General features: G+C 66.3%; 27 protein-coding genes. 13 read left to right on the forward strand and 14 right to left on the reverse strand.

All coding sequences use genetic code 11. The annotated features are described in order from the left end of the window. Positions 1 to 1,500: a dihydrolipoamide acetyltransferase family protein gene (locus tag OHA40_RS10030; protein ID WP_330232777.1), complete on the forward strand. Its 1,500-nt coding sequence runs from the start codon at positions 1 to 3 to the stop codon at positions 1,498 to 1,500. An 88-nt stretch (positions 1,501 to 1,588) separates the two neighbouring features. On the opposite strand, the gene OHA40_RS10035 is transcribed toward OHA40_RS10030, so the two are convergent. Both OHA40_RS10035 and OHA40_RS10040 read right to left on the reverse strand, forming a co-directional pair. Next, on the reverse strand, positions 1,589 to 2,011 hold the full coding sequence (locus tag OHA40_RS10035; protein WP_330232778.1) for an acyl-CoA thioesterase: 423 nt from the start codon (positions 2,009 to 2,011) through the stop codon (positions 1,589 to 1,591). Next, positions 2,008 to 2,961 (reverse strand): AraC family transcriptional regulator, encoded by a 954-nt coding sequence (locus tag OHA40_RS10040; RefSeq protein WP_330232779.1) that lies wholly within the window; start codon positions 2,959 to 2,961, stop codon positions 2,008 to 2,010. Before OHA40_RS10040 ends, OHA40_RS10035 begins: the two co-directional genes overlap by 4 nt. A gap of 80 nt (positions 2,962 to 3,041) precedes the next feature. Here OHA40_RS10040 and OHA40_RS10045 point away from each other — a divergent pair, with 80 nt between their 5' ends. Then, the gene (locus OHA40_RS10045) at positions 3,042 to 3,890 is read left to right on the forward strand and encodes an NAD(P)H-binding protein (RefSeq protein ID WP_330232780.1); all 849 of its coding nucleotides are present in this window, start codon (positions 3,042 to 3,044) and stop codon (positions 3,888 to 3,890) included. Positions 3,891 to 3,946: 56 nt separating this feature from the next. After that, the gene (locus tag OHA40_RS10050) at positions 3,947 to 5,440 is read left to right on the forward strand and encodes an MFS transporter (RefSeq protein WP_330232781.1); all 1,494 of its coding nucleotides are present in this window, start codon (positions 3,947 to 3,949) and stop codon (positions 5,438 to 5,440) included. A 7-nt stretch (positions 5,441 to 5,447) separates the two neighbouring features. Here the strand turns inward: OHA40_RS10050 and OHA40_RS10055 are convergent, their stop codons facing one another. The 6 genes from OHA40_RS10055 to OHA40_RS10080 all read right to left on the reverse strand — a co-directional run bounded on the left by OHA40_RS10055 (position 5,448) and on the right by OHA40_RS10080 (position 11,102). After that, positions 5,448 to 5,897, reverse strand: a complete 450-nt coding sequence (locus OHA40_RS10055) for a nitroreductase family deazaflavin-dependent oxidoreductase (protein ID WP_330232782.1) — start codon at positions 5,895 to 5,897, stop codon at positions 5,448 to 5,450. Positions 5,898 to 5,927: 30 nt separating this feature from the next. Further along, a complete protein-coding gene (locus tag OHA40_RS10060) occupies positions 5,928 to 6,698 on the reverse strand; it encodes an LppU/SCO3897 family protein (RefSeq protein WP_330232783.1) in 771 nt (256 codons plus the stop codon). 156 nt (positions 6,699 to 6,854) lie between these two features. After that, on the reverse strand, positions 6,855 to 8,006 hold the full coding sequence (locus OHA40_RS10065) for a DUF5925 domain-containing protein (protein ID WP_330232784.1): 1,152 nt from the start codon (positions 8,004 to 8,006) through the stop codon (positions 6,855 to 6,857). 95 nt (positions 8,007 to 8,101) lie between these two features. Further along, a complete protein-coding gene (locus OHA40_RS10070; RefSeq protein ID WP_330234119.1) occupies positions 8,102 to 9,532 on the reverse strand; it encodes an NAD(P)(+) transhydrogenase (Re/Si-specific) subunit beta in 1,431 nt (476 codons plus the stop codon). Then, the gene (locus OHA40_RS10075; protein ID WP_330232785.1) at positions 9,532 to 9,861 is read right to left on the reverse strand and encodes an NAD(P) transhydrogenase subunit alpha; all 330 of its coding nucleotides are present in this window, start codon (positions 9,859 to 9,861) and stop codon (positions 9,532 to 9,534) included. The genes OHA40_RS10070 and OHA40_RS10075 overlap by 1 nt, the downstream gene beginning before the upstream one ends. Next, positions 9,861 to 11,102: a Re/Si-specific NAD(P)(+) transhydrogenase subunit alpha gene (locus OHA40_RS10080; protein ID WP_330232786.1), complete on the reverse strand. Its 1,242-nt coding sequence runs from the start codon at positions 11,100 to 11,102 to the stop codon at positions 9,861 to 9,863. Before OHA40_RS10080 ends, OHA40_RS10075 begins: the two co-directional genes overlap by 1 nt. Before the next feature lie 407 nt (positions 11,103 to 11,509). On the opposite strand from OHA40_RS10080, the gene OHA40_RS10085 reads away from it, so the two are divergent. The 3 genes from OHA40_RS10085 to OHA40_RS10095 are packed head-to-tail and all read left to right on the forward strand — an operon-like array spanning position 11,510 to position 13,463. Then, positions 11,510 to 11,971: an HIT family protein gene (locus OHA40_RS10085; RefSeq protein WP_330232787.1), complete on the forward strand. Its 462-nt coding sequence runs from the start codon at positions 11,510 to 11,512 to the stop codon at positions 11,969 to 11,971. Next, positions 11,968 to 12,804 carry a maleylpyruvate isomerase N-terminal domain-containing protein gene (locus tag OHA40_RS10090; protein WP_330232788.1) on the forward strand — a complete coding sequence of 279 codons (837 nt, stop codon included), beginning with the start codon at positions 11,968 to 11,970 and terminating at the stop codon, positions 12,802 to 12,804. The genes OHA40_RS10085 and OHA40_RS10090 overlap by 4 nt, the downstream gene beginning before the upstream one ends. Positions 12,805 to 12,809: 5 nt before the next feature. Next, complete coding sequence (locus OHA40_RS10095; RefSeq protein ID WP_330232789.1) at positions 12,810 to 13,463, forward strand: Type 1 glutamine amidotransferase-like domain-containing protein; 654 nt, start codon at positions 12,810 to 12,812, stop codon at positions 13,461 to 13,463. A 519-nt stretch (positions 13,464 to 13,982) separates the two neighbouring features. Here the strand turns inward: OHA40_RS10095 and OHA40_RS10100 are convergent. Together OHA40_RS10100 and OHA40_RS10105 are read right to left on the reverse strand one after the other, a co-directional pair. Next, on the reverse strand, positions 13,983 to 14,495 hold the full coding sequence (locus tag OHA40_RS10100) for a GtrA family protein (RefSeq protein ID WP_330232790.1): 513 nt from the start codon (positions 14,493 to 14,495) through the stop codon (positions 13,983 to 13,985). A gap of 29 nt (positions 14,496 to 14,524) precedes the next feature. Beyond that, positions 14,525 to 14,785, reverse strand: a complete 261-nt coding sequence (locus OHA40_RS10105) for a hypothetical protein (RefSeq protein WP_330232791.1) — start codon at positions 14,783 to 14,785, stop codon at positions 14,525 to 14,527. Between the two features lie 84 nt (positions 14,786 to 14,869). Between OHA40_RS10105 and OHA40_RS10110 the strand changes: the two genes are divergently transcribed. Continuing rightward, positions 14,870 to 16,234, forward strand: coding sequence for an FAD-binding oxidoreductase (locus tag OHA40_RS10110; protein WP_330234120.1), 1,365 nt, complete (start codon positions 14,870 to 14,872; stop codon positions 16,232 to 16,234). A gap of 46 nt (positions 16,235 to 16,280) precedes the next feature. Beyond that, the gene (locus tag OHA40_RS10115) at positions 16,281 to 16,565 is read left to right on the forward strand and encodes a GNAT family N-acetyltransferase (protein WP_330232792.1); all 285 of its coding nucleotides are present in this window, start codon (positions 16,281 to 16,283) and stop codon (positions 16,563 to 16,565) included. 57 nt (positions 16,566 to 16,622) lie between these two features. On the opposite strand, the gene OHA40_RS10120 is transcribed toward OHA40_RS10115, so the two are convergent. Beyond that, a complete protein-coding gene (locus tag OHA40_RS10120; RefSeq protein WP_330232793.1) occupies positions 16,623 to 17,090 on the reverse strand; it encodes a hypothetical protein in 468 nt (155 codons plus the stop codon). A gap of 129 nt (positions 17,091 to 17,219) precedes the next feature. Here OHA40_RS10120 and OHA40_RS10125 point away from each other — a divergent pair, with 129 nt between their 5' ends. From OHA40_RS10125 to OHA40_RS10135, 3 genes are all read left to right on the forward strand, one after another. Next, positions 17,220 to 18,431, forward strand: a complete 1,212-nt coding sequence (locus OHA40_RS10125) for a helix-turn-helix domain-containing protein (protein WP_330232794.1) — start codon at positions 17,220 to 17,222, stop codon at positions 18,429 to 18,431. A gap of 4 nt (positions 18,432 to 18,435) precedes the next feature. Further along, a complete protein-coding gene (locus OHA40_RS10130; RefSeq protein ID WP_330232795.1) occupies positions 18,436 to 18,894 on the forward strand; it encodes an NUDIX hydrolase in 459 nt (152 codons plus the stop codon). A 632-nt stretch (positions 18,895 to 19,526) separates the two neighbouring features. Then, positions 19,527 to 20,306 carry a hypothetical protein gene (locus tag OHA40_RS10135; protein ID WP_330232796.1) on the forward strand — a complete coding sequence of 260 codons (780 nt, stop codon included), beginning with the start codon at positions 19,527 to 19,529 and terminating at the stop codon, positions 20,304 to 20,306. 85 nt (positions 20,307 to 20,391) lie between these two features. Here OHA40_RS10135 and OHA40_RS10140 read toward each other — a convergent pair whose 3' ends face one another. Then, the gene (locus OHA40_RS10140) at positions 20,392 to 20,958 is read right to left on the reverse strand and encodes a hypothetical protein (protein ID WP_330232797.1); all 567 of its coding nucleotides are present in this window, start codon (positions 20,956 to 20,958) and stop codon (positions 20,392 to 20,394) included. Positions 20,959 to 20,968: 10 nt separating this feature from the next. On the opposite strand from OHA40_RS10140, the gene OHA40_RS10145 reads away from it, so the two are divergent. Then, the gene (locus OHA40_RS10145) at positions 20,969 to 21,112 is read left to right on the forward strand and encodes a hypothetical protein (RefSeq protein ID WP_330232798.1); all 144 of its coding nucleotides are present in this window, start codon (positions 20,969 to 20,971) and stop codon (positions 21,110 to 21,112) included. A gap of 635 nt (positions 21,113 to 21,747) precedes the next feature. On the opposite strand, the gene OHA40_RS10150 is transcribed toward OHA40_RS10145, so the two are convergent. Together OHA40_RS10150 and OHA40_RS10155 are read right to left on the reverse strand one after the other, a co-directional pair. Beyond that, complete coding sequence (locus OHA40_RS10150) at positions 21,748 to 22,905, reverse strand: acyl-CoA dehydrogenase (protein WP_330232799.1); 1,158 nt, start codon at positions 22,903 to 22,905, stop codon at positions 21,748 to 21,750. A 161-nt stretch (positions 22,906 to 23,066) separates the two neighbouring features. Beyond that, entirely contained in the window at positions 23,067 to 23,753 is a 687-nt protein-coding gene (locus tag OHA40_RS10155) for a TetR family transcriptional regulator (protein WP_330232800.1), read from the reverse strand. Positions 23,754 to 23,853: 100 nt separating this feature from the next. On the opposite strand from OHA40_RS10155, the gene OHA40_RS10160 reads away from it, so the two are divergent. Continuing rightward, positions 23,854 to 24,312, forward strand: a complete 459-nt coding sequence (locus tag OHA40_RS10160) for a helix-turn-helix domain-containing protein (RefSeq protein WP_330232801.1) — start codon at positions 23,854 to 23,856, stop codon at positions 24,310 to 24,312. The last annotated feature ends 2 nt before the right edge of the window (positions 24,313 to 24,314 follow it).

Genomic DNA, 24,314 nt, shown 5'->3' on the forward strand with positions numbered 1-24,314 from the left:
GTGGAAGACCATGCCCGCCGGCCTCTTCCGGCGTCCGTGCTGGAGTTCCGGCTCCCGGACCTCGGGGAAGGGCTGACCGACGCCGAGTTGGTGTCCTGGGCGGTGGAAGTCGGCGACACGGTGGAGCTGAACCAGACCATCGCGGAGGTGGAGACGGCCAAAGCGGTGGTGTCGCTACCGTGTCCGTTCGCGGGCCGCGTGGTGGAACTGCTGGCGCAGCCGGGCGACACCGTCGCGGTCGGCGCACCGCTCATTCGCGTGGAGCCCGAGCAGAAAGCCGGACCCGACGAGGCCGCTCGGGAATCGGGGCGATCCTCGGTTCTGGTCGGCTACGGTCCTGGGGAGGAAGCAGCGTCTCGGCGCCGCAGGCCCGCAGTACTACCGGCGCAGAGCATCACGCAGGAGGTCGGGGCGAATACCGCCCAGCCGGATACCGCCGTCAGGGAACCCGAACGACCGGGTCCAGCGCTCGGCGCGAGCGATATCGCGGCAGATACCTCACCTGAACTCGGCCCCGAAAGACCGGGTTCAGCAAACGGCACGGCAGCTACCGCTGGGCCCGACAGCGCCGTTCGGGAGCCGGAACGGCCAGGTTCAGCGCTCGGCGCGACGCGCGCGGCGGCGACTCCCGCCGCGCGAAAGCTCGCACGCGAACTCGGCATCGATCTGTGGTTCGTCGCGGGGTCAGGGCCTGGCGGCGCGGTTACCGTGGACGACGTGCGCGGCGCGGTGCCCGTCTCGCAACCGCGTCCAGTCGGCGCCGGGACATCAACCGACGCCGATGCAGTCCGCCCCGCCGCGCGTGAGGCCCGTACCCCGATCAGCGGCATCCGCAAGCGCACCGCCGCTGCGATGTCGAACAGCGCCCGCACCATCCCGCAGGCCAGCGTCTTCGTCACGGTCGACTGCACCGCCTCGATGGAACTGCTCGACCACCTGCGCAGCACGAAATCCTTTGCGGGCCTAGCCCCGACACCGCTGGCGCTGGTCGCCAAGGCGGCGCTGGCCGCCCTCGCCGACTTCCCCGGCATGAACGCCTTCTGGGACGAAGCCAACCAGGAGATCGTCACCAAACACTTTGTGAACCTGGGCATCGCGGTGGCCACCGACCGCGGCCTGCTCGTGCCGAACATCAAAGAGGCGCAGACCCTGAGCCTGCGCGATCTCACCCGCGAGATCGGCTGGCTGGCCGACACCGCCCGTGCCGGCCGCGCCACGCCCGCCGACCTGCGTGGCGGCACCTTCACCATCACCAACGTGGGAGTCTTCGGCGTGGACGCCGGGGTACCGCTGGTCAATCCGGGCGAAGCCGCGATCCTGTGTCTCGGCTCGATCCGCAAGCGGCCGTGGGTATTCCGCGACGAACTAGCAGTCCGCTGGGTGACCACCCTCGGCGCCGGCTTCGACCACCGGATGATCGACGGAGAACTGGCCGCCCGCTTCCTCGCCACCACCGCGAGCCTCGTGGAGGACCCGCTGACGCTCCTCAGCCGCATGTGACGCCATACACCGCAAACGTCCTAGGCGTGCCGGTGCGCCGTTCTACCGCATCGCGGCAACCCGGTGCGCTGTGGCCGTTCGGAGACTGTCAGTCCGTGACCAGCGCCGCCGCGGCGGTCCGGATGACCTCCGGGATCTCGACCGGCTTCCGCGTCTCCGCGTCCACGTAGACGTGCACGAAGGTGCCGGTGGCGGCCAGTTCCAGGCCACCGTCGGCCTCGCGGAAGATGGCCAGGTCGTAGGTGATGCTGGAGCGGCCGAGCCGCGAGATGCGCAGGCCGACCTGCAACTGGTCCGGGAAGCTGAGCGAACCGAGATACTGGCAGGAGGTCTGCGCCACCACACCGAGCGCGGGCAGCGTCCGGATATCGGCACCGGTAGCGTGCATCAACCACGCGTTGACCGCGGTGTCGAAATACGAGTAGTACGTCACGTTGTTCACGTGCCCGTAGTGGTCGTTGTCGGCCCACCGGGTGGGGACCGGCCAGAGCACCGGATACTGCTGCGTCACCCGGCCGACGATAGCTCAGTGGGAGTCCGGCCCTGGCGGTGGTCGCGCGGGGAGACGCCGAAGTGACGCTTGAAGGCGGTGCTCAGCGCGAAGGCGCTGCCGTACCCGACCTGGCGGGCGATCGCCTCGATGGTGGCATCGGATTCCTGGAGCAGGTCCGCGGCCAGCGCAAGCCGCCATTCGGTGAGGAACGCCATCGGCGGCTCACCGACCAGGTCGGTGAACCGGCGGGCCAGCGCGGCCCGCGACACTCCCACCGCCTCGGCCAGGCCCGCGACCGTCCACCCGTGCGCCGGGTTGTGCTGGAGCAGGCGCAAGGCCTTGCCGACCAGCGGGTCCCCGTAGGCGTGGTACCAGGCGGGTGCGTCGTTGCGGGCGAACCACGCGCGCAGCGCGGCGATCAGCACCAGATCCAGCAGGCGGTCCAGTACCGCGCTCTGCGCGGGCTCGTCCTTGGTCGCCTCGTCGACCAGGATGTCGAGCACCCTGCTGTCGAAGTCGCCGCGCTGCAACACGATCACCGGCGGGAGCGCGCGCAGCAAACGCTCGCTGGCCGCGCCCGCGGACTCGTAGGTCCCGGTGACCATCATGGTGGCGCCATGCGGGTCGGTGCCCCACTGTCGAACGCCGAGACTGAGTGTCTCGCAGAGTATTTCACCATCCATCGTCTTCGTCACCTGCCCCGGATGGATGACGATCTGCGGTTCGGTCGCCGGGTCGTCGGCCACCGTGTACGGATCGGGCCCGCGAAAGATCGCGACATCCCCCGCGGTCAGCTGCCGCGGCGCGCCCTTGTCGGTGACGATCCACGCGCCGCCGCGGATCATCGCCACCACGGTCAGCGGGGACTTGTCCTGAATCCGCAGCGACCACGGCGGATCCAGCAGCGAACACATGACGAACGCACCGCGGGCGCGAGGACCTTCGAGCAGACTGGCTAGCGCATCCACTCGTCAACTGTAGACGATCGCGCATGATCATGAGCCGATGAGCCATGGTCCGTCTCGACCGAGACCGGTGTACTCGAAACATGACACACACCACCGCTGACCAGCGCCTCATCCTCGTCACCGGCGGCACCGGCAAGACCGGCAGCCGCGTCGTCGCCCGGCTCCAAGCGGCCGGGCATCCGGTCCGCGTCGGTTCCCGAGCCGCCGACATCCCCTTCGATTGGGCCGACCGCGACACCTGGGCCGCGGCGCTGACCGGCGTGCACAGCGCCTACGTCGCGTACCAACCGGACCTCGCGGTTCCCGGTGCTCCCGAAGTGATCCGCGCGTTCGCCGCGGCCGCCGCGCATGCCGGGGTGTGCAAGCTGGTGCTGCTGTCCGGCCGCGGCGAGCCGGAAGCCGTGCAATGCGAGCAGATCGTGCAGGAATCGGGCCTGAACTGGACCATCGTGCGGTGCAGCTTCTTCGCACAGAATTTCAGCGAAGGCGCGTTCACGGACTACATCCTGGCCGGGGAGGTCGCATTGCCCAATGGCCACGTGCCGGAGCCGTTCGTGCACGCCGACGACATCGCCGACGTCGCCGTCGCCGCGCTCACTTCGGGTGGACACGACGGCGAGATGTACGAACTGACCGGCCCGCGAGCGATAACCTTCGCCGAAGCTGTCGCGGAGATCGGCGCGGCCACCGACCGGCCGATCGCCTTCGTGCCGATCTCCCGCACGGATTTCGTCGCCGGACTGACCGAATGCGGGGTGCCCGCCGACACGGTGAGCCTGCTGGACTACCTCTTCGGCGCCGTGCTCGACGGCCGCAATGCCAAGCCGGCGGACGGGGTACGCCGGGCGCTCGGACGGGACCCGAAGGATTTCGCGGACTACGTCATGGAGACGGTGATCACCGGAATCTGGAATGTCTCGCAGCGATGAGGCGTTGAAGTGATCAGTAGGCTCGCCCGCGGACATGACGCGCAGCGTCGAGCGTCATGCACCGGACGCACGACCAGGTCAACGAGGCCCTGGACCGGTTCCGCGGGGGAGCTGGCCATACCGGATCGCCCGTCGGTACCGTCGAAGTGGTGTTGAGCCCGACGGTCGATCGTCCGATCCGCGTCGCGCGAGCCGCGGTGTTCACGGTATTCGCGTTGAACGGCTTCCTGCTCGCCATGTGGGTGGTGCACATCCCGGTCGTCACCGACCGCACCGGGGTCTCGAAGTCGACGCTGGGCATGTTCATCCTGCTGATGGCCGGTGCGGGCATCGTCGGCATGCGGCTGGCCGGTCCACTCGCCGACCGCTTGGGCAGCAGGACGCTGGTCGGCGCGGCCGCGTGCATCGCCTCGGTGGCGGTGCTCGGGCCCGGCCTCGCCACCGGACCGGTGACCTTGGCGCTGGCGCTGGCCTGCTTCGGTTTCGGCAACGGCGCGCTGGACGTGTCGATGAATACCCAAGCGGTACATGTGGAACGGGCCTATCGGCGTCCGATCATGGCCGCGTTCCACGCCTTGTTCTCCGGCGGCGGCCTGCTCGGTTCCCTGCTCGGCGCCGCCACGTTGCGCGCGGGCTGGGATGTGCGCCTGACCCTGGTGCTGGCCGCGCTGGGCTGTGTCGCGCTGACCCTCACTCTGGTGCCGCGGCTGCTGCGCGACACCACACTCGACGCGAACGGCGAGGAGGAGACGACCATTGCCGCCGTCGCTGCCGCGCACGCGTCCGAGCGCGACGCACCGCTGCCTGAGCAGGACTCGGAACCCGGCAAGCACGATACGACTCCGCTCGAGCGAGAGACAGCGCTGCTCGAAGTCGACTCCGAGCACAACCCGGTCCGGTCCGAGGCCGAGCCGATCGAGTACCACGCCGCACAACCGCTGGACAAGCCCGACCGGAGCACCGCCATCGCGACGGATACCGCAACCGGCGATCGCAGCCGGAAAGTAGTGGCGCTGGCCGCGATCGCTTTCGCATTGCTGCTGGCCGAAGGTGTGGCCGCCGACTGGAGCACGCTGCAGATGCGCGAGCATCTCGGCGCCGACGAGGCGACCGCGGCGCTCGCGTTCGGCGCCTTCTCCACCACGATGACGGTGGGACGGTTCGGCACCGACCGAGTCAGCCACGCGTTCGGCCGGGTGGCGGTGGTTCGCTACGGCGCGCTGATCGCGGCCATCGGACTTGCGGTGATCATCGTGTCGCCGTGGGTTCCGCTGACGCTGCTCGGCTGGGCTATGGCCGGACTCGGACTCTCCGGCGGCGTCCCGCAGATCTTCAGCGCGGCAGGCAATCTGGGCTCCGACACCGCCGCCACCGACATGTCCCGGGTGTTCAGCATCGGCTATCTCGGACTGCTCGCCGGTCCCACGGTGATCGGCTGGCTCACCGCGGTGGTGCCGCTGACCACGGCCATGGTGGTGCCCCTGGTCGCCATGCTGCTCTGCTGCCGCTACGCGAGCGTGGTCGCCACGCCGCGAAAAGCTTCGAGCTGAACAGATTTCAGGCCGGAAAGGACAACTCGACCAGCGGCACCTGTTCGATGGCCGAGCCCGTGGCCTCCTCGATGATCCGGCCGAGCCCCTGGTACGCCTTGGGGTGCTCGCGGCGGTAGCCGTCGAGCACCACCGCGGACTCGTCCGGGCCGAGCACCCGCGCGAGCGCCGGAACCCGATGGCGCGCACCGATACTCACCCGGCAGCGGGGATCAGCGACGAGGTTGCGGAACCATTGCGCCTGTGTCCCGAATCCGGACGCGACGACCATGCGGTCCGGGCTCGGCCGAGCGACTGTCTCCAGCACCGCAGAGCGCGGGCGGCCGGACGTGCGACCGGTGTGCTCGAGCAGCAGGAGCCGCCCGCTGTACAAGAAGCCGAGCCGCGCGCGGAACACGACGATCGGCGCGCGCACGAGCCACCTGGTCCGCAGCAACCGCGCGCCGATGCTCGTCATCCTTCCACGCTAGCGATCAGCCGCCGCGGCCTACTCGGGCTCCACCAGGCACAGCGTGATGGGCTCGGGCTTGGGGTAGACGATCGTCTCGTTCTCGGTGGCCTTCGACCCGCACGCGGATATATCCGCGGTGCCGCGCACCACCCGGCCGATCTTGAAGTCCGCCGACGTGCTGCAGGCGACCTTGGTGCTGGCGCCGAGGAAGCCGCCGTCGATGCAGTCGCCCTCCTTGACGTTCAACCGCAGGCACAGCGTGTATTCGTCGCGGCCGGTCTGGTAGTAGCTGGCGTAATCCTTGGTCGGGCAGTCCGCGTTCGAGCCATCGAGCCGTTGCGCCACCACGTAATTGGCTTCCGGATCCGAGCATTCCTTCGTGGCGAACTCTGCTTTGACGGTGCTGCCCGACAACTTCGCGCACTGGCCGATCTCGATCTTCTCGCCGTCCGAGCGCAGCACGGTCCGGCCGCCGACGATCAGGATGCCGACCACCACCACTGCGCCGAGCACGGCGAGAATCTTGCCGATTCCGCTACCGCCACCGCGGTTCTGCCGCGGCGGCCCAGGCGGAGGGAAACCGCCAGGGGGGTAGTTCGGCTGCTGCGGCGGCGGGAAGCCGCCGCCCTGTGGTGCATAGCCGGGTTGCGGTTGATATCCCGGCTGTGGATAGCCCTGCGGCTGTCCGGCGTAGCCAGGGGCCTGGCCCGGAAAGCCTGGCGGCGCCCCGGCTGCAGGCTGCTGCTGAGGAAAGCCCGGCTGGCCGCCGGGCTGACCTGGATACGGTTGGTTCGGTGGTGTGGTCATGGATCCCCTCCCCGGGTCTCGCGTGGTTCCGTCCGCACTGGGCGACCGGCGAACCCATGGAATCTAGCCGATCCGTCCGGGCGCCGCCGCATGAGATACCGCACGGTCCTCTTTGGACACAGTAAGAACCGCCGCAATGACTTCGGCTTTGCCGGGTCAGAGATACAGCCCCGGATTCACCGTGTCTCGTGCGACGGCATCGATCCGAACGTCACCATCGCGCAGCACGACGAGCTCGGCGAGGGTCGCGCCGTCCGGGCAGGCGGTGGCGTCGCTGCGCTCCCTTTCCAGCCAGGCCGCCGCCTCCGCGCCGGACAGCCGCCCGATCTCGATCCGCGCCAGACACCGCCCCGGCCGCGTCACGGCCGGGTGCAGCCGGGACAGATCCTCGTTGGTGGTGATCGCGACCAGCACGTCACGGCCTTGCCCGAGCATGCCGTCGGTCAGGTTGAGTAGTCGGGAAAGTCCCTGGCCCGCCGCCTCCTTCGCCTCACCGCGGATCAGCTCGTCGCAGTCTTCCAGGACCAGCATGCGCCAGCGGCGCTCGCCTCCGTCACCGTCGACGCCAGCGGCCACCTCCATCAGATATCCGGGCTTGCCGAACATCACCTCGGGATCCAGCACGCAATCGAACTGACACCAGGAGCCCCAGGCGCGAGCCAGCGCGCGCAGCGCGGTGGTCTTCCCAGTGCCGGGAGGTCCGTGCAACAGCACCAGACGGCCGCGCACGTCGCCGACCGTGAGCGTCATCAGATGATCCATCGCGGCGGCGACCTCGCCCGCGTAGTTGCCGCGGATCGCGGACCACTCCGGCGCGGAGATCGAACGAGCGCGCCGTTGCGGGCCGTGGCTGTGCAGATGCCAGAAACCCATCTCGACGGTCTCGCCCACCTCGGGCGCAGCGGCCGCGTCGCGGATCGCCTCGGCGAGCAGTTCGTCCGCGAGCGCATCGGTGACGGCGGTGACTTCGACCAGCGCCGATCCGCCCGACCAGCGCACCGAGCGCAACGACCACCCGGTGCCGACCACCAGCGTCGCGCCGCTGTCGTCGTCGCGCACCGTGCGCACCACACGGCCGCATGCGGGCCGCAGCGGCGCGTCCGGACGCACCCGCTCCAGATGCGCTGTGCGGGCGCACGGCTGGTCGCCGCGCAGGAACGGACCGAGCGCGAGGGCATCGATCGCGTCCCGGATCGAGTAGGTCGAATCGACCGTGACGGTCCACGGCAGCCGCTCGGCGGGATCGGCCGAAGGCTGCCCGGGACCGATCAACCGAAGAGGCTCATGACGTGCGGACACTCCGAGCATGATCCGGGGTGACAGACCGGGGTGTCCATCGAATTACGACGAACGCCCCTCCACCGAAGGCTCGGTGCAGGGGCGTTCGCGTCGAAACTTCCGGCCTACAAGACCTTCAGTTCTTCGGTGACTGCGCTGACGGATTTCTTGGCGTCGCCGAACAGCATGGAAGTGTGGTCGGCGTAGAACAGCGGGTTGTCGATACCGGCGAAACCGGAGTTCATCGAGCGCTTGAGCACGATCACGCTCCTGGCCTGGTCAACGTTGAGCACGGGCATGCCGTAGATCGGGCTGGCGGCGTCCTCGCGGGCGGCCGGGTTGGTGACGTCGTTGGCGCCGATCACCAATGCGACGTCGGTCCGGTTGAATTCGCCGTTGATCTCGTCCATTTCCTTGAGCGCGTCATAGGAGACCTCGGCCTCGGCCAGCAGCACGTTCATGTGGCCGGGCATGCGACCGGCGACCGGGTGGATGGCGTATTTGACCTCCACGCCCTTCTTCTCCAGCAGTTCGGCCATCTCCTTGACCGCGTGCTGCGCCTGCGCGACGGCCATGCCGTAGCCGGGCACCACGATCACCTGGTTGGCGTAGGCCATCTGGATCGCGGCGTCGGCCGCGGAGGTGGCCTTGGCCTGCTTCTGCTCACCACCGGCGCCGCCGACGGCCGCGCCGCCGCCACCGAAGCCGCCCGCGACGATGGCCGGAATGGACCGGTTCATCGCCTTGGCCATCAGGTTGGTCAGGATGGTGCCGGACGCGCCGACGATCATGCCCGCGACGATCATCGCGGTGTTGTTCAACGCCAAACCGGCGGCCGCGGCCGACAATCCGGTCAGGGCGTTGAGCAGCGAGATGACCACGGGCATGTCCGCGCCGCCGATCGGCAGCACGACCATCAGGCCGAGCACACCGGCGAGCACCAGCACCGCGATCATCCACAGCTGCGACACCCCGTCACCGGTAGCGCCGACGCCGATCACCACCGCCGCGGCGATCGCACCGAGCAACAGCAGCAGGTTCAACGGTTGCTGCAGTTTGCCGACCCCGATCGGACGCCCGGGCAGGATCTCCTGCAACTTGCCGAACGCGATCAACGATCCCCAGAACGACACCGAACCGATGATCGCCGCGAACAGCGAACCGACCACGATATGCACCGTGGGCTCTTCCTCGAAATGCGAGAAGCCCTGCGAATTGATGAATTCCGACCACGCGATCAGCGCTACCGTGCCACCGCCGACGCCGTTGAACGCGGCCACCAGCTGCGGCATCGCGGTCATCTTCGTGTACTTCGCGGGCGGCACGCCCACAACGATGCCGACCACGAGACCGGCGATGATCAGAATCCAGTTGCTGGTGTGCCGGACCGAGATCAGCGTCGCCCCCACCGCGAGCGCCATACCGGCCGCGGCGATCAGGTTGCCGCGCACCGCGGTCTTCGGGCCGGTCAAGCCCATCAGACCGTAGATGAACAGCGCGAACGACACGATGTAGAGGCCGTTGACCAGATAGGTCACATTGTCGAAGGTGTGCATCACTTACCCGCCTTCGCCGAAGACTCAGCCGCGGCTCCCGATTTTTTGCCCTTGAACATGCCCAGCATGCGGTCGGTGACCACGAAACCACCGATCACGTTCAGGGTTCCGAACACCACCGCCACGAACAGGATCACCTGCGTCAGAAGCGACGGATCCTGCACGTTCCCCAGGGTGACCAGCGCGCCGAGCACGACGATGCCGTGAATGGCGTTGGTGCCCGACATCAGCGGAGTGTGCAAGGTGTTGGGCACCTTGGAGATCACGGCGAAGCCGACGAACCCGGACAGCACCAGGATCGCGATATTCGCCAACAGTTCGGTGTACATCAGCTCTCCACCTTCGCCTCGGTCGCGTCCTTCGCCTCGGCCGACTCCACCGGCTCCGCGGCCTCGGCCGCGTCCACCGCGGCGGTCGACTCCGCAGCCGCACTCGCGTCCGCCGGTTCGGTCGCGTCGGTCGCATCACGAGTCACGCAGGAATCGGCCAGCACCTGATCGCTGAAGTCCGGCGCGAGTTCGCCGTCGACCAGCATCAACTCCAGCAGCGCCGCGATGTTCTTCGAGTACAGCTCGCTGGCGTGCTCGGGCATGGTCGCAGGCAGGTTCAGCGGCGAGGCGATGGTCACCTCATGCTTGACCACGGTCTCACCCGGCTCGGTCAGCTCGCAGTTGCCGCCGGTCTCTCCGGCCAGGTCCACGATCACGCTGCCGGGCTTCATGCCCTGCACCGCCGCAGCGGTCACCAACCTGGGCGCCGGACGCCCCGGCACCAACGCGGTCGTGATGACCACGTCGAAACCCTTGATCGCGTCCTCGAGCGCCTGCTGCTGGGTGGCCTTCTCCTCCTCGGTCAACTCGCGCGCGTACCCGCCCTCGCCCGCGGCATCGATGCCCAGGTCGAGCCATTGCGCACCGACCGAACGCACCTGATCGGCCACCTCCGGCCGCACGTCGTACCCGGTGGTGCGCCCGCCAAGACGCTTGGCGGTGGCCAGCGCCTGCAACCCGGCCACGCCGACACCCAGCACCAGCACCGTCGCCGGTTTCACCGTGCCCGCCGCGGTGGTGAGCATCGGGAAGAAGCGGGTCGACTCCGAGGCGGCCAGCAGCACTGCCTTATAACCGGCGACGTTCGCCTGCGACGACAACGCGTCCATGACCTGCGCACGCGAAATCCGCGGGATCGCCTCCACCGCGAAGGCCTGCACTCCAGCGGCCCGCAACGCGCCGATCTGATTCTCCGCGTTCCGCGGCGCCAGGAAACCGATCAACGTCTGCCCTTCGGACAGCTTCGCGACTTCGTCGTCACTGGGTGGGGCCACCTTGACGACGACATCCGCGGACCACGGATCCCCGATCGTGGCACCCGCCTCTTCATAGGCGCTGTCGGGAATCAGCGCACCGAGTCCGGCGCCGGACTCGACGACGACCTCCACGCCCTGCTTCACCAAGCTGGGAATGATCTTCGGCACCAATGCGACACGGCGTTCTCCCGCGGCGGATTCGCGGACGACTCCGACACGCGCGCCGCGCGGCGATGGATCGCCTACGCTCTGCGTTGTCTCCACTTGTCAGACTTCCTTCTCGTACTGAGCTTCAGGCAACGGGTAGACGATCGGACGATGTTACCGTCGAGTAAGTTCGCCCAAATCCTCGCAACTGTACCTGGCTCGCGGTGAGCCTAGCTGAGATGCCCGTCACACACGCCGGGCAAGTCGCGCCGCAACACCGGACCCAGCGGTCGTCGCGGAGCGGGCGCCGACTGCCGAACCATGGTCTACCTGTTTTCCCTCTCGCTGTGTGATCGTGGTCGCCCCAGATGAACGCGGCAAGACCGTACGGAAAAGTCCCTTACTTACCCCGACGTTCGACAACTGGTCAGGGCATCGGCGGGGCGACCAACAGTGACGTGCGTCATGCTCGACCGGGACGCAGGGGGTGTTCCGCGTCGCTCGTACGCCGTATGGTCCAGCGTGTGAACGACTGCGTCTTCTGCCGCATAGTGGCAGGCGAGGCTCCGGCGGCCAAGGTGTACGAGGACGACACGCTCTGCGCATTCCTCGATATCCGGCCGGTCGCCCGCGGGCACACGCTGGTGATCCCCAAGCGGCACGCCGCCGAGTTGGAAGACCTCGATGCCGAACTCGGCGCGCAGATCTTCCGGGCCGGGCATCGGCTCGCGCTGGCCATCCGCCGCAGCAGTCTCGCCGCGGACGGCGCGAACCTGGTACTCAACGACGGCATCGCCGCATTTCAGACGGTCCCGCACGTCCACATGCACGTGATTCCCCGCCGGCACGGCGACACGTTCCGGTTCGCCAAGGGTTTTCTGCTGCGGCGTCCGCACGACCCGGTCACCACGGCCGCCGCCATCCGGGCCGGCATCACGGCACTGGACAACGAGGGCGAAGGCCCGGAAAAGGAAGTCGACGGATGATCGAGACGCTGGACCGCACCGCGCAGATCGACCTGCTGTCGCAGCAATGGGACGCGATCGACGCACTGGTCGCCCCGCTGGACGAGCACCGCTGGCGCACGCCATCGCCGCTGCCGGGCTGGACCGTGTTCGACGTGGTCGCCCACGTCATCGGCACCGAGTCCTGGCTGCTCGGCGACCGCCCGCCCGCCCACGACCCGACCAGAGTCAAGACCGATGTGCGCACGCTTCCCTATGTGCGCAACGAGACCGCGGTGCTCAACGAGATCTGGGTGGACCGGCTGCGTCCGCTGTCCGGCGCCCGACTGCTCGGGCTCTACCGCGATGTCATCGATCGCAGGCGAGCGGCACTCGCGGCGATGGGCGACGCCGAATGGGAGAAGGAAACCGTGTCGCCGATCGGTCAGATCAGTTACGGCCGGTTCATGCGGGTGCGCTTGTTCGACTGCTGGATGCACGAACTCGACATCGCCGACGCGCTGGGCGCACGGGTCGAGGAGGGCGGGCCGCGCGGCGAGCTGGCGTTCGCCGAGTTCGTGCTCGGAGTTCCGCGCGTGGTGGCCAAGAAGGGCGAGGCGCCGGAAGGCGCGCGGATCGCCTTCGCGCTGACCGGTCCGCTGGCCAGGACGCTGCGTATCCAGGTGGCGGGCCGGGCGAACTACGTGGACGCGTTCGAGGAACCCGCCACGGTCGAGATCGACATGGACTCCCAGCTTTTCGTGCGGCTCGGCGGCGGCCGGACCAAGGCCGAGGAACACCTCGACGAGATCACCATCCACGGCAATACCGACCTCGGACAGCGACTGGTAAGCCACCTGGCCTTCACCATCTGACCCGCGTGCGCCTCTTCCTGTCCAGCTACCGTTTCGGGGCGCACCACGACCGGCTGGTCGGGCTCGCCGGGCCGCCGGGCCGGGTCGCGGTCATCGGAAATGCTTGCGACGCATGGCCCGCCATGCGGGCATCTGCTATCACCAGCGACTTGGTGCCGCTGCGCAAGCTCGGGTACATCCCTGAGGAGATCGACCTGCGCGACTTCGTCGGGCGTGCCGCTGAACTGGAACACCGCCTGGCCGAGTTCCCCCTCGTGTGGGTGCGCGGCGGGAACACGTTCGTGCTGCGCGCCCAATTCGCCCGCAGCGGAGCGGATCTCGCACTCACTCGGCTACTCGCTGAGGACGCGTTGGCTTACGCCGGTTACAGCGCGGGCGCCTGTGTGCTCACACCAGACCTGCACGGCCTCGAGACACTCGACGACCCGGCCGAGGTCGCGCCGGCCTCCGGCGTCGAACCACAATGGGACGGACTCGGTTTGGTCGATCGCCCAATCGTCCCGCATATCGATTCCGCCACCGATCCGGACGGCGAATGCAACCGGCTTGCCGCGCGATACCGTGCCGAGGGCATCGCGCACTGGGCGCTCACCGACGACGACGCGATCGTCATCGAGGGATCGGATACCGAGGAACTGATCGGTCCAGCGGCGAGATGAACGTCCGCAGCCGCTGCTCGAGGTCACAACTCGACAGCCCCGGCGGCTTGGTGCAGGTCGACATCGAAACCACCGCGCCTGCGACTTCGCGCCTCGAATCGTCCGCCTTTGGGAACCGACTCGCATCGATGCTATGCAACACCAGCACAGCAGCTCTACACTGGATCCGTCACGCGAGTGATGCTGAGCGGTGGGACCGCCCCGTATGACGGCCCCACCTGGTGGGTTATCTAGTCCACACTCGGCGGACCAGCATGAGCACCCCGGCGATCACGGCAGCTGCTACCAACATGATGCCGTAGTCGACCGGGGTCTCTTGCTTTTTCCGGCGATGTTTCGCCATCCCCCACCACCTCCTTCCTGGGCGCGGTGTGTGGACCATGTCCACCGCCCCTCGGCTGGAGGTGCATCCACCTTACGTGATCATGGCGACAGGAATCCTTGAACCGCAACCGATTCCGAAGCCATGTCCGACTGCCAGACCTCGTCCCACTGCGCCATTCGCGCGACGCTGGGACATCACGTCGCATCAGGTGCAAGTTCGGGCTCCGGCTGGTTCGCGCGGCGACGGAAGACCACCCAGCGCATCGCGCTGTACATGTAGACGGCCTCGCAGCCGCCCGCCAGCAGCCGGGACAGGTGATACTCCACGCCGAGCGCGGCCAGCCCGCTGCCGACGCCGAGGATGAACGCCAAGTAGTTGATGACGACCACTACGACGTAAACGGCGGCCTGCCTGCCGACGGGTGCATGCGAATGGAAGTTGAAGGTCCGGTTGAGCACGAAGCTGAGGCCGAACGCGCACACATACGCCACGGTCACCGACAGCCAGATCGGCAACCCCCACCACCCGTGCAAGAGGGTGAGCAACGCCAGGTCGACGCCGAAGGTGAAGCTGTTGATCAGGGCGAAGCCCAGGAAGGTCTGGGGGACGAGACGATCCAGCCCGAAAGGCAATCGGCGGACGACTGCCTCGCACCAGCGGGTGAACCGATCGGCGATATTGTCGGCGGTCTCGGACAGCTCGTGCACGCGATCAGCCTGCCAGCGGTAGGTGTCTGTCAGATGAGCAGCCGGAGACCGGCCGGTAGCTCAGCTGGTTCGTGCATGGCACGCGCCCGCCGGATGGTCCAGCCAAGTCGCGAGGGCACGTCCGCGCGCGACCTCGGCCCGGCTAGCGGCGCCTCCAGTAGCGCGCGGGCATCGCGGCACCGAGCCTCGACCGCTTCGCCGAGCGCTACCCGGCCGAAGACAGCGCAGCGGTCCAGCGCGATCAACCATTCGTCGTACTCGACCGCGTGCCCCGAGCTGTGGTCTGGCATACACCCATCGATCACCTCGCTTCCGCCGGTTACACGCTGACGGATCGGCCGAGCGGCAGATATCGGGCATGTGGAGCTAGCGTGATGGGTGTGGACCTGGAAGACCTGATCGCCTGCCTCCCCGACGGCGCGGTGCTCACCGATGCCGATCTGCTCGCGAGCTACCGGCAGGACTGGGCGCGTGATCCGGACGCGGGCACCGCCCTGGCCGTGGTGCGCGCCACCAGCACCGACGACGTGGCCGCGACGCTGCGGTGGGCGAGCGCGCACCGCGTCCCGGTAATCCCCCGCGGCGCCGGGTCCGGCCTGTCCGGCGGCGCGACCGCGATCGACGGCGGAATCGTGCTGAGCACCGAGCGGATGCGCGCGATCACGGTCGATCCGGTGACCAGGACCGCGGTAGTACAGCCGGGTCTGCTCAACGCGGAGGTCAAGCGTGCGGTCGCCGAACACGGCCTGTGGTACCCGCCGGATCCCTCGTCGTTCGAGATCTGCTCGATCGGCGGCAACGCCGCGACCAACGCGGGCGGCCTGTGCTGTGTGAAGTACGGCGTCACGACCGACTACATCCTCGGCATGGAGGTAGTACTCGCCGACGGCACCGTGGTGCGGCTCGGCGGTCCGCGGTTGAAGGACTCGGCAGGCTTGTCGCTGACCAAACTGTTCGTCGGCAGCGAGGGCACGCTCGGAGTGATCACCGAGCTGACCTTGCGGCTGCTGCCCGCGCAGCCGCCGCAGAGCACGGTGGTCGCGAGCTTCGGCACGCTGACCGCGGCTACCGAGGCGATCTTGACGATCACCGGTGAACTGCGGCCATCGATGCTCGAGTTCATGGACTCGGTATCGATCAACGCCGTCGAGGACGAGTTGCGGATGGGCTTGGACCGCACGGCGGCCGCGCTGCTGGTCGCACGGTCGGACGCGCCCGGCGAATTCGCCCGGCGCGAGGCCGAGATCATGGCGACCGCCTGCGAGAAGGCAGGCGCGACAGAGGTTTTTCACACCGAGGACCCAGCCGAGGGCGAAGCTTTCGCCGCCGCACGGCGTTTCGCGATCCCCGCCGTGGAGAAACTCGGCCCCCTGCTGCTGGAGGATGTCGGCGTCCCGCTGCCCCGGCTCGGCGACCTGGTCACCGGCATCGCCGCGATCGCCGAGCGCAACGCGGTGACCGTGTCGGTGATCGCGCATGCGGGCGACGGCAACACCCACCCCCTGATCGTGCACGACCCGTCCGACCCGGACCACACCGCACGAGCGCACCGCGCCTTCGGCGAGATCATGGAGCTGGCCATCGCCCTCGGTGGCACCATCACCGGCGAGCACGGCGTCGGCCGCTTGAAGAAGGCCTGGCTGCCCGACCAACTCGGCCCCGACGTCATGGCCCTCACACGCCGCATCAAGGACGCACTCGACCCGAACGGCATCCTCAACCCCGGCGCGATCCTGTAACCGCCACGCCGGAACATTCCCCGCTGCCAAGGAGTTCTACCCGATCATGACGACCAGGCTCGAACACAACGTCGCCGATACCCGTTTCGAGATCTTCATCGACGACACCCTCGCCGGCTACGCCGACTACGCCGAGAACGCGAACACCAAGGTCCGCGACTTCCACCACACCCTGACCTTCCCCGAGTTCCGCGGCCACGGAATCGCCGCCCAGGTCGTCGGCTACGCCCTCGACGACTCCCGCAAGGCGGGCTTCTCGGTCATCCCCACCTGCTGGTACGTCGAGAAGTACATCACCGAACACCGCGAATACGCCGACCTGGTCGGATAGTCGCGCCTGTCACCGAGAGAGCGAAATATCGGCCCAACCGAGCAGGGCGACCTTTGCCTACGCTCGGTGCTCCTCTCCGCATGTGTCAGCATCCCTAACGGTGAGCGCGGTTGTGATGACACCGGACAACAGCGGCAGGCGTCGATCGCGCTCAGGAGGGTTGACCCAGTAGGAGCCTTCTCGCGTGCATCTTCCGAAGCTCGTCGGGATCATCAAGGCGCTACCGACCACCGGAATGCAGATGTCGTTGCGGGACAACAGCTCCAGCACTTGGCATCCAGGGCTATAGTCCACGGCGGCGACGAACGTCCAGCGAATCTGCCGCGCGAGCAGTGGTCCTGGAGTGCCCTGCTCACGCAATGAATCCAAGACCCGCTGTGCGGCTGACTTCGGCATGTGGACGATCCCGACGGTGTTGGTCACCGGCAGCATCACATATCCGCCGCGTTCCTCGGCGGGAAGATGGAACTGTCGACGGTAATAGTCCACCCAGTCGGCCACTGCGCTGAATTCTTCGATACTCACGGCGATCCACCCCATCCACCACTGTTGTCGTTGGTCAGGCAGTAGCGTGAGCCCTGATCGGCTTCGCGCCCCGGAATTTCCTTCCGGGCATCCTTGTCAACAAAGGCGGAAGATCATCTAGTGCGCGGAATGACGCAGGACCTCACCATCGGCGAACGAGTGGCTTGGTACCGACGCCGACGCGGCATGTCTCAGGAGGTTCTCGCCGGGTTGGTCGGCCGCACCGAAGACTGGATCAGCAAGGTCGAGAACAACCGGATCCCATTGGACCGTCTGTCCGTGATCCGACTGCTGGCCGATGCCCTCGACGTCTCGCTCGGAGACTTGATCGGTGAACCGACACTGCTTGAGTGGACTAGTGACAGCGGAACATCCACGATCCCAGCCCTGCGTGCCGCTTTGATGGACTACGGCCACCTGATACCCGCGCTGCTTCCATTGACCCGTACTGTCGGATCTGTCCAGTTGCCAGCTCTGGTACGCAGATTGAGCGGAGTTTTCGATGCTTACCAGGCATCGAGGTTCGGAGCCGCTGCCGGACAATTGCCGGATCTGCTGTCTGCAGCGCTTTTGGGAGTCCAGAGCAAAGCCGATGTCCCCAACTACCGGGTGCTCGCGTTGGGATATCAGGCGGCAGCGTCTGTCCTGACCAAGTTCGGCGAGACCGACCTCGCATGGAACGCCGCCGAGCGCGGTCTCGCTTCCGCACAGCATACAGACGACGCTGCGATTATCGGATCCCTGATGCGATCGGTCGCCTTCACCGTGATGTCCACGGGCCGCGTGCAGCCCGCTCTCGACCTCGTCGAAGCTGGAGCGAGTTACCTACAGCCACATCTCTGCAGTGGTAGTGCCGAGGTGCTGTCGGCGTACGGAACTCTTCTGCTAGTCGGATCGATGGCCGCCGCCCGCAGCAACCGGCGAGATATTGTCCAGGAGTTTCTGATCGAAGCCGAACAGACCGCAACTCGACTCGGCAGCGACCGCAACTGTCTGTGGACCGCGTTTGGCCCGACCAACGTCGCAATCCACCGTGTCAACACGGCTATGGAACTCGGAGATGTGCAGATCGCACTACAGTTGGGTCCGGATCTAGATACTTCCGCGCTCCCGATGGAACGCAGGATTCGACATCAACTCGAGGTCGCTCGCGCCTTCAATCTCGCGGGCCGTCAGCAGGACTCGATAGCCGCTGTGCTGGCGGCAGAGCAGGTGGCCCCGGAACAAGTTCGACACCACTATTTGAGCCGACAGCTCGTACTCACCTGGATGCGCAACGCCCACAACAGCTCATCGTTCGCGTTGCAGTCCCTTGCCCAGCGTATGCGAATCGTGAGGTGACCCGATGACAGACGAGGACAATCAGTTCGCTCGCGCCCGATTGGCCGCGGGCGCACTGTTCGTGCGCGGCGACAGCGTGCTGCTGGTGCACAAGACATACGGCAACGGCTGGGACATTCCAGGCGGCTACTTGGAGCCAGGCGAGGCGCCCGCTGCGGCCTGCCACCGCGAAGTCCATGAGGAACTCGGGATCGACCGCGCTCCAAAGCGATTGCTCGTTCATGACTGGGCGCCGACCCCTGCCGATCGCGACAAGGTCCTCTATGTGTTCGACTGCGGCGACCTCGGCGACGAGCAAGCCATCCAGCTTCAGGCATCCGAACTCGACCGCTGGAAATGGGTTCCGGTCGCCGAGCTCGATGACTACGCAATCCCACGGCTCGCCCGTCGGCTGCGACAGGCCCATGCCGCCCATACCCAGGGCCACACTGCCTACCTCGAGCATGGTGAGCCCGCACCTTGAGACCGCCCATCAGCCAGTCCGGCCTACCGCCATGGAAAGGGGATCCACTCCGTCTGCCAGCCCCTACGCCAGTGAGATTCGAGCCTTGCGGTCCGAAACATCGTTGCGCGCCTCTACGACTGACGTGAGATCCGAACCGGCCTCCCCCGGAACGTCCCAATCGACGGGTCGACCACAGAACGCCCGATGCGTCGGAGGCGGGACGGGCTGGGCCCTCGTAGATCTGGGCGATTTTGCAGCCGGTTTTGAGCCATCAGCTAGTTCTATGCCGAAACCATCCGTGACCTGCTTTGAACCGTCTCGACATTTCTCGCTGAGTCTGAAAGCTCCCGACCATGCGACGGCCTGTGGACGGCCTTCCTGAGCAGGGCGCGCGACTACAGATCGCGCCGGACGCACCTTGGCTATCCAGCGAACAAGCCAATTTGTCGGTATGTCTCGCTATCGTTCGACTGTCTGGGCATGGAAGCCCAACCGATGAATTGGAGTGCTGCGTAGTGAATCCTGAGAGTATCTATGCGCTCGGGCTGGTCCAGTACCCGGCTCTCGGGCGGATGATGGAACGAGCCAGACGCGGTCGTGAGCTAAGTGCTTGGGGCCTCAATCCTGAGCGTCCTGATAGCGGCAGCGTCATGGATCAGGATGACGACACCCACTTTAAGGCCAACACACCGCATGGCGTCGCTGGCGCAGCGCTCTACCCAATCATGAACGCAGCCGATGCCCTTACTATGACCTGCGTGATGCTCGAACTAGTGCCGAAATCGCTTCCGTTCAATCATCACCCCGCGAGTGTGATGTCACTCTGCCGGACGGCATTTGAGTCTGCGTCACAATGTATCTGGATGCTGTCGCCCTCAACTCGAGATCAGCGGAGAAAACGTGCTGCTGGCGCGTCGATGGTTGGAGCAGGGCAGAAGTCGAGTCATCTGCGTGTTGAGTTGGAAACCCACGATTCTGGAAAGCGCGTGATCCCTGAACCGTACCTATCAGGTATGCGAGATCACCTACATTTCGCCGTCGAAGAACGTGACCGAGTGGCGAGTCTTGATCGGGAGACCGACAATTTCTCTACGATGGTCACCAAGGCGGGCGATTGGCTTTCAGCCAACCGACCCGTACACCTCAAGACCGAGTTCGACTCCGTAGACCTTCCTGCTCAAATCAGCCAGCAGTACCGTCTGTGCTCTAGCTTCACGCACGGATACAACTGGGGTATCGACTTCTGCCTCAACATCGGCGATGTCGGTGCCATGCTTTCCGAGGCCATCAGTGTTGCGATCTTTGTCACCGAGTCCGCAGTGGCACTGTACGAAGCTCAAGCGACGAACCCAGAGAGTCCTGGGCGGGCAAAACGTTACCCATCGCGCATACAGCCAACAATCGAGCAGTACACGACGCTATTCGCGTAGCTGTATGACGTACCTCATATCGGCCACATATGGCAAACCGTAGGTGTGAGCAGACGAGAATTAACGGAGCTGACTGCCTTCGTAACTAATGCTGGATGGTTATCTTCAAGATCTCGATCTCAGTGTTGGTCTTGCGGATCGTCACCACGTAGAACTTGCTGTCGGGTGCCGCCAGGGTGACAGTGGAGCACCTTGCTTGGTGGTCTATTTCGGTTGCAGTGACGGCGAGGTCTTCGAAGCGAATTCGGTACTGGCGTTGAACGTAGCGTTTGGTGGCTCTAACAGCTTCGTCTTCGGTCATCGTGACCAGCTCCACGTTGCTTCCCCGCCCGATTCGCTGGCTGAGTTGAGCAAGGGAATAGCCTAGTCCGAGCTTCAGAGCATCAGAGATGCCGTCCTCGGCGACGTTCTGGGCTACCTGCATCACGAACTCAAGTACTGCTGCTGAAGCACCCCAGTGAAGTAGGTCATGGCGATCTTGTATAGCGTAGTTTTCTTGGCGAAATGCAGTTACCAAGTCATGACGGATCGCGTCACGATCCACTGCACCTGCCGGTCGGGCGACAATAAGCCACTCCTCAGCTGGCGGTTCGGAGAGGCCTCGGTCGTGGTGCTGAATAGTGATGCGCAGCTGGTCAAGGTAGTCGATCACGATCACAAGTATGAGGGCATTGACGGAGCACGGCCTGGTCCTGCTGGGTGGTGGGTTGCACGTAAAGGCGGGCTGGCTGTGCCTGCCCCTTATCGGCCTGCCTTTCGCGCGTAGAGGCTCCGGGGTCAAGAGTGGCGTAGCCATCACGGAGTGACGCCGTAGGCGCTCTTGACGCTGGAAGGGCGCGTGAACACAATGCAGGCCACCACACTTCAGGGCCACGCGGCCGGAGGTCGCGCAGTAGTTCGTATGCGAAATGGGCAGGGTGAACGGGGCCTCGGTGTCCTTGCGCCCCTGCGGAACCCGTGACCGAGGTGACGATTCCGGTTTGTCGAAGCTCTACGACGGAACCACAGCCGGTGGATCGGGCAGATGCCGACCTCGGTGAGCTTGCCGTGGGGCAGGCCGGACGGCGAGTCGGTGACGGTGCGGCTGCTGGTGACCGGCGAGAAGGGTCGGCTCTACACCGGTGACCTGTTCACGAAGGCAGTGTGGATGGGAGCGTTCCGCAATTCCGGGCTGGCGTACCGGAGTCAGATTGACGGTATGCACGCGCTGCGACACTTGTTCGCGCCGATGCCGCTGGCGGCTGGCTGCTCGGTAACCGAACTCGTCGCCTTCCTCGGTCACAACGATCCGGATTTCACGCTGCGCACACCTACACCCATCTGGAGCTGGCGCGGCGTGCGATCGACCGGATGTTCGGGCGGCCTGTACTGCTCGACGGCCTGGAGACGGCTTGAGATGTGTTCCCAGGCACGCCCGAACGTCCTGCGATCTACGGAAACATCACTTCAGCAGCGCGCGGGACATCACCAGACGCTGGATCTGGTTGGTGCCCTCGTAGATCTGAGTGATCTTCGCGTCGCGCATCATGCGCTCGACCGGGAAGTCGGTGGTGTAACCGGCCCCGCCGAACAGCTGGACGGCGTTGGTGGTGACTTCCATGGCGACGTCGGAGGCGAAGCACTTGGCGGCGGCGGAGATGAAGCCGAGGTTCTTTTCGCCGCGCTCGGCGCGGGCGGCCGAGCTGTAGACCATGAGGCGGGCGGCCTCGATCTTCATCGCCATGTCGGCGAGCATGAACTGGGTGTTCTGGAAGTCGGCGATCGACTTGCCGAACTGCTTGCGGTCCTTGGTGTAGGCGATGGCCGCGTCCAGTGCGCCCTGGGCGAGGCCGACGGCCTGCGCGCCGATGGTCGGGCGGGTGTGGTCGAGGGTCTGCAGCGCGGTCTTGAAGCCGGTGCCCGGCTCGCCGACGATGCGGTCACCCGGCACCCGGCAGTTCTCGAAGTACAGCTCCGCGGTGGGCGAACCCTTGATGCCGAGCTTGTGCTCCAGCGGGCCCACCACGAAGCCCTCGTCGTCCTTGTGCACCAGGAAGGCCGAGATGCCGTTGGCGCCCTTGTCCGCATCGGTCACCGCCATCACGGTGTACCAGGAGGACTTGCCGCCGTTGGTGATCCAGCACTTGGAGCCGTTGATGATCCAGTCGTCGCCGTCCTGCTTGGCCCGGGTACGCATGCCGGCGGCGTCGGAGCCGGCCTCGCGCTCGGACAGCGCGTAGGAGGCCATCTCGCCGTCGACGATGTCGGGCAGCACCTTCTTCTTCAGCTCCTCGGAGCCGTTCAGGATCAGGCCCATGGTGCCGAGCTTGTTGACCGCGGGGATCAGCGAGGATGAGCCGCAGACGCGGGCGACCTCTTCGATCACGATGCAGGTGGCCACCGAGTCGGCGCCCTGGCCGCCGTACGCCTCGGGCACGTGCACAGCGTTGAAGCCGGAGGCGTTGAGCGCGGTCAGCGCCTCTTCGGGGAACCGGGAGTTGCCGTCGACGTCCTTCGCATGCGGGGCGATCTCCTTCTCCGCGAGTGCACGGATCGCCTCGCGGAGCTCATCGTGGAAGTCCTCTAGCTTGAACAGGTCGAAATCGGGGTTTCCCGCCATCGAGCTCACTCCTGGTCGTCGGTGATGATCGCTGATGTCCGCCGCGCGTCAACACGGTCGGCACTCAGTGCCACATTTTCATCGAGTATACCCGCTACATGCCAGTCACATGCGGATATATCGTGGCACCGAGTGTCAGATTCGTCGCATTTCGGCCGGGGTCAGAGCGTACCGAGCTTGCGGACGAGCAGATCGGCGACCTGCCTGGGCGGGGCGTCGCGCGGGAATACCGCGAGGACCAACTCGTCGCCGTTCAGCGCGCGCCCGGCGCCACGTGGAATCGCTGCCAGCTCCACCCGCAGATCCGCGGCGCCCGCGTCCGACTCGCCGCGCACCATCCTGCGCAGCAGGTAGTTGTGCGTTGCGGTCACCGCAGCGGTGAACTGCACCCGGGCCAGATCCGGGACATCGGGCAGCCGCTCACGCAGGTAGTCGGTGAACAACCGCTCGTAACGGAACACCGTGACGATCTCCCGCTCGCGTAGCGCGGGCACGCGGCGCACGACCTGATACCGCCGCGCCGCGATCTCCCGCCACTGTGTGAATCGCTCGAACACCTGCACCACCGCCGCACACACCGCCTCCCACGGGTCCTCGCGCGACGCGGAGAGAAACTCCGCCGCCTGCGCCAACTGCGACTCGTGATCGGCGAAGATCACATCCTCTTTCGACCGAAACTGCCGGAAGAACGTCCGCCGCGAGATCCCGGCCGCCTCCGCGATCTCGTCCACCGTCGTCGCCTCGTACCCCTTCTCGGCGAACAACCGCAGCGCCTGATCAACCACGGTGAGCCGAAAGTACGCGGTGTCGTCGTTGCCCCGCGGCCGAGCGATATCCCCTGTAGTCACGCACTAACCGTAAGTCAGGAACCGAGTACCTCAGTTCCCCGCAGGGAACCGTTTCGATAATTTCGATTAATTCGTATACTGCGGTTAGGAGGTGGCCCTAATGGGGAACACTCGAGCCGCGATGCATGCCGAGCAGGGTGCGATCGATGCCCATATCGCGGGCCCGGCGATGCACAGAATCAAGGACTACCTCGTGCGGCACCCGGCCGAGCAGAACATCCGGATGTATACCGAACAGGCGGGCGACGACGCTGTCGTCCTGCCGCGCGAGGCGGTGAACCTGCTGGTCTTCATCCTGGCGCAGGCCGCGGAGGGGCGTGGTATCACAGTGCTGCCCTCGCACGCCGAACTCACCACCCAGCAGGCAGCAGACGTGCTGAACGTCTCCCGGCCCTACGTGGTGTCGTTGCTGGAGGCAGGCGAGATACCGTTCCGCCTGGTGGGGAGACATCGCCGGATCCGTTACGACGATCTGAAGCCATATCAGCAGCGAACCGAAGCGAAGAGCCGTGCCGCAATAGACGAGATGGCGAGGCTCGGTCAGGATCTCGGCATCTGACC

Origin of the sequence: Nocardia sp. NBC_00508, assembly GCF_036346875.1 — a bacterium.
Classification (GTDB): Bacteria; Actinomycetota; Actinomycetes; order Mycobacteriales; family Mycobacteriaceae; genus Nocardia.